Here is a 3,875-nt window from a genome sequence, read left to right on the forward strand (position 1 = left end):
GAACGCGTGACGATTCTGAACCAGACGCCTACGGCGTTCTACAGTCTGATCCATGAGGTGTGCGATAAGGAACGGAAGCGGAATCTATGTGTCCGCAAAGTGATATTCGGCGGGGAAGCACTGTCTCCTGCACAACTGGAAGCGTGGGCGAGGACGTATCCGGATGCTCTTCTGATCAACATGTATGGCATAACGGAAACGACCGTCCACGTGACGTACAAGGAAATAACCGGCGAAGATATCCGGACGAACATCAGCAACATCGGGAAACCGATCCCAACGTTAGCGGTCATGATTCTGGACAAGAACGGCCGGCTTCTTCCTGCAGGGGTAGCCGGAGAAATGTATGTAGCCGGGGCAGGCGTGACGCGGGGATACTTGAACCGTCCAGAGCTGACAGCGGAGAAGTTTGTGGACAACCCGTTTGAAGCTGGTGAGCGGATGTACCGGACGGGAGACCTGGCCAGATGGCTGCCGGACGGGAACCTGGAGTACATGGGCCGGATCGACGAGCAAGTGAAAATCCGGGGGTACCGGATTGAGACAGGCGAAATCGAGCACCGTCTATTGCAGCACGCGGACGTGAAGGAAGCGGTGGTCATCGCCCGGAAAGACGAGCGGGACGAAGCGTACCTGTGCGCGTACGTGGTGAGCGGCGGAGCCTTCGATGCCTCCAAGTTGCGTGCGTATTTGAAGGCCAACATGCCAGAGTACATGGTGCCGTCATACTTAGTAGAAGTAGAGCGGATTCCGCTGACGGCCAACGGGAAGGTAGACCGGAAGGCGCTGCCGGAGCCGCAAGGTCTGGTGCAGGCAGGAAGCGAGTACGTGGCGCCGCGCAGCGAGACGGAAGCGAAACTGGCGGAGATTTGGCAAGACGTGCTTGGTCTTTCGCAACCGCTGGGCATCCTGGACGACTTTTTCCAGCTAGGTGGCGACTCGATTAAAACAATACGCTTGATCGCGAGGATGGAGCAAGCGATTGGACAAAAAGTGAACCTCCATCATCTGTACCAATATCCGACGATCGATTCCTTCATGGCGAACCTTTCCAAGAGCGATTACCTGGACCTCGCTTCTGCCGAAAAAGCTCTGGCGGCCGATATGGAGAAGCTGCGGGCACAAATCTTGTCCGGCCCCGCAGCACTGGCGGGTGAAGTTGAGGATTTCTATCCGATGAGTGATATCGAGCAAGGGATGATTTTCCATACTCTCATGCAATCCGAGGAAGCGGTATATCACGATCAATTTGTATATGGGCTTAAGGATGAACATTTCCAACTTGAAAGATTGAGGGAAGTATTACGTTTTATGGTCCAGAAGCATCCGATCTTACGAACCGATTTTTACCTAGAAACAGGTGCTCATCCCGTTCAAATTGTGCGCAAACACGTGGAGGTCCGCATCGGGCTGGAGGATTTAATCGGACTAGACGGAAACGAGCAAGGCGATTTCGTGCAGCGCTGGCTGGTAGAAGATCGCAAACGTCCGTTTGATATCGGGACGGCGCCGCTTTGGCGGATGCAGGTCTTTTTGCTCGGCGGAGGCCGCCTGTATTTGGGCTGGATTTTCCATCACGCCATCTTGGACGGTTGGAGTGTCGCCTCGTTCATGACGGAGTTGCTGAACGTTTATGGAATGCTAGGTGCCGGGACATTTGACCGACATGCAGAGACCAATTTGAAGAGCACATACAAGGATTATGTGATTGAACAGCTTGCGATCAAAAATCGTCTTGATTTCCAAACGTTCTGGCAGGAGGAATTGAGGGAATACAAGCGGCTGGAACTCCCGGAGGCGGCACAATCAAGCTTGAAGCAGAGCGGTGTGTATACGCATGCCTTGGAAACCCGGTTGGTGGAAGAACTCAAGCATGTGGCGAGAACTAACGGAACAAGCCTGCGTTCCATCTGCTTTGCTGCGTATTTGTACAGTCTGTCCATGTTTACCTACGACAATGAAGTTTTAACCGGACTCGTAGAAAACGGACGTCCTGTTCGTGAAGACGGGGATAAAATACTGGGCTGTTTCCTAAATACAGTGCCGGTGCAAATGAAGATCGATGCGGAAATGACATGGTTGGAATGGATTCAGAATGTACACGCGAAATGCATGGAGATGAAAAACTTTGGAAGATATCCGCTTCGGGATATTATGCGTGCAACAGGCGAGACGTCTGATGATGGCAACCCATTTTTTGACACGATATTCAATTATGTTGATTTTCATATATACGAATCTTTGCAGGAAACGTCAATCATCTCGAATGGTCCGCCGGGATTCAACTATGAGAGAACGAATACCAAATTGGATTTTTCCGTATCGACCACATTTAATGGGTTAGTGCTAAGAATCGTATCTTTCTATCCGGAAGAGGTCGCCCTCAGGCTGCTTCAGTATTTTGAGCGAGTTTTGTACATGATGGCAGTAGAGCTAGGAAACTTGAACGAAGAGGAGTAGTTATTCTGATTATTCACTGTGAAAGAATTATCTTGTCAGCAGTCGTTCTAGTGGAATACTTACGCGAAAGTGAAGGGAGGGCTGATAATGGCCGAGGGTAAAAAGACTATTGGTTCGAGTCGAATGATCCTAAGTGTCGATTTTCTCGAGAAAGAAGAGAGGCGTCAGCTGCTGGAGACGTTTAACGACACGAGGGCGGAGTACCCGAAGGATAAGACGATTCACGCGCTGTTCGAGGAACAGGCGGAGAGGACGCCGGAAGCGGAGGCGGTCATATTCGAGTCTGGGCGAATGACGTACGGGGAGCTGAACGCAAAGGCGAACCAGTTGGCGCATGAGCTGCGGTTGCGCGGGGTCGGAGCGGATCGGATCGTGGGGATTATGGCAGAGCGCTCGGTGGAGATGATCGTGGGGATTCTCGCGATTCTGAAGGCCGGCGGCGCATACTTGCCGATCGACCCGGCGTATCCGGCGGATCGGATCACGTACATGCTGGAAGACAGTAGCGCCGATCTGCTGCTTGTCTACGGGGAAGCAGAAGTGCCGCAAGAGTACGAGGGAACCGTGCTGGACCTGGCGGATGTGTCGCTGTACGCGGGTGACACCGCGAACCCGCCAGCCGCAAACGGTCCGAACGATCTGGCGTATGTCATCTACACGTCGGGATCGACGGGACAGCCAAAAGGTGTCATGGTCGAACATGGCGGCTTAACGAATATCATGGTGGCACTGCACCGTAAATATCCATGCGGGGAAGAAGAGTCGTATCTGCTGAAGACAGGCTATACGTTCGACGTGTCATTGACAGAACTGTTCGGATGGATACCAGGCGGAGGGAAAGTGATCATCGCGGCGCCGGGCGCCGAGAAAGATCCACAGGAGCTGCTTCGCGTCATTAATGATAACCGGGTGACGCACATCAACTTCGTTCCTTCCATGCTGCAGCTGTTTATGACGGAGGCGATAAGGAGCGGGGGAGCCGCTCCATCGCTGCAATACCTGTTTATCGCGGGTGAAGCGTTCCCGACGGAGATGGCACGGAGAGCTTGTCAGCAGTGGCCGCATGCCCGAGTGGAGAACATCTACGGGCCGACGGAGGCAACCATCTACGCGACGCAAGAGGCGGTTACTCCGGATACGGAGAAGGTTGGGATCGGCAAACCGATACAGAATATACGGATTTATGTGGTGAATAAATCGAACCACCTTCAGCCGATTGGAGCACCGGGGGAGCTGTGTATCGCTGGAGAAGGCTTGGCGCGTGGTTACTTGAACCGACCGGAATTGACGGTGGAGAAGTTCGTGGATAACCCATTCGAACCTGGTGAGCGGATGTACCGGACGGGAGACCTGGCCAGATGGCTGCCGGACGGGAAGCTGGAGTACATGGGTCGGATCGATGAGCAGGTGAAAAT

At 53.3% G+C, this 3,875-nt stretch carries 2 protein-coding genes; both read left to right on the forward strand.

Features of this window, described 5'->3' with window-relative positions; all coding sequences use genetic code 11:
* Positions 1–2,460, forward strand: a 2,460-nt coding sequence (locus tag ACX1DY_RS31275; RefSeq protein WP_458968021.1) for a condensation domain-containing protein, incomplete at its 5' end; no start/stop codon positions are given.
* An 87-nt stretch (positions 2,461–2,547) separates the two neighbouring features.
* The coding region (locus tag ACX1DY_RS31280; protein WP_458968022.1) for a non-ribosomal peptide synthetase at positions 2,548–3,875 on the forward strand (1,328 nt) is incomplete at its 3' end.

The sequence above is a fragment of the Paenibacillus sp. BAC0078 genome (assembly GCF_054483875.1).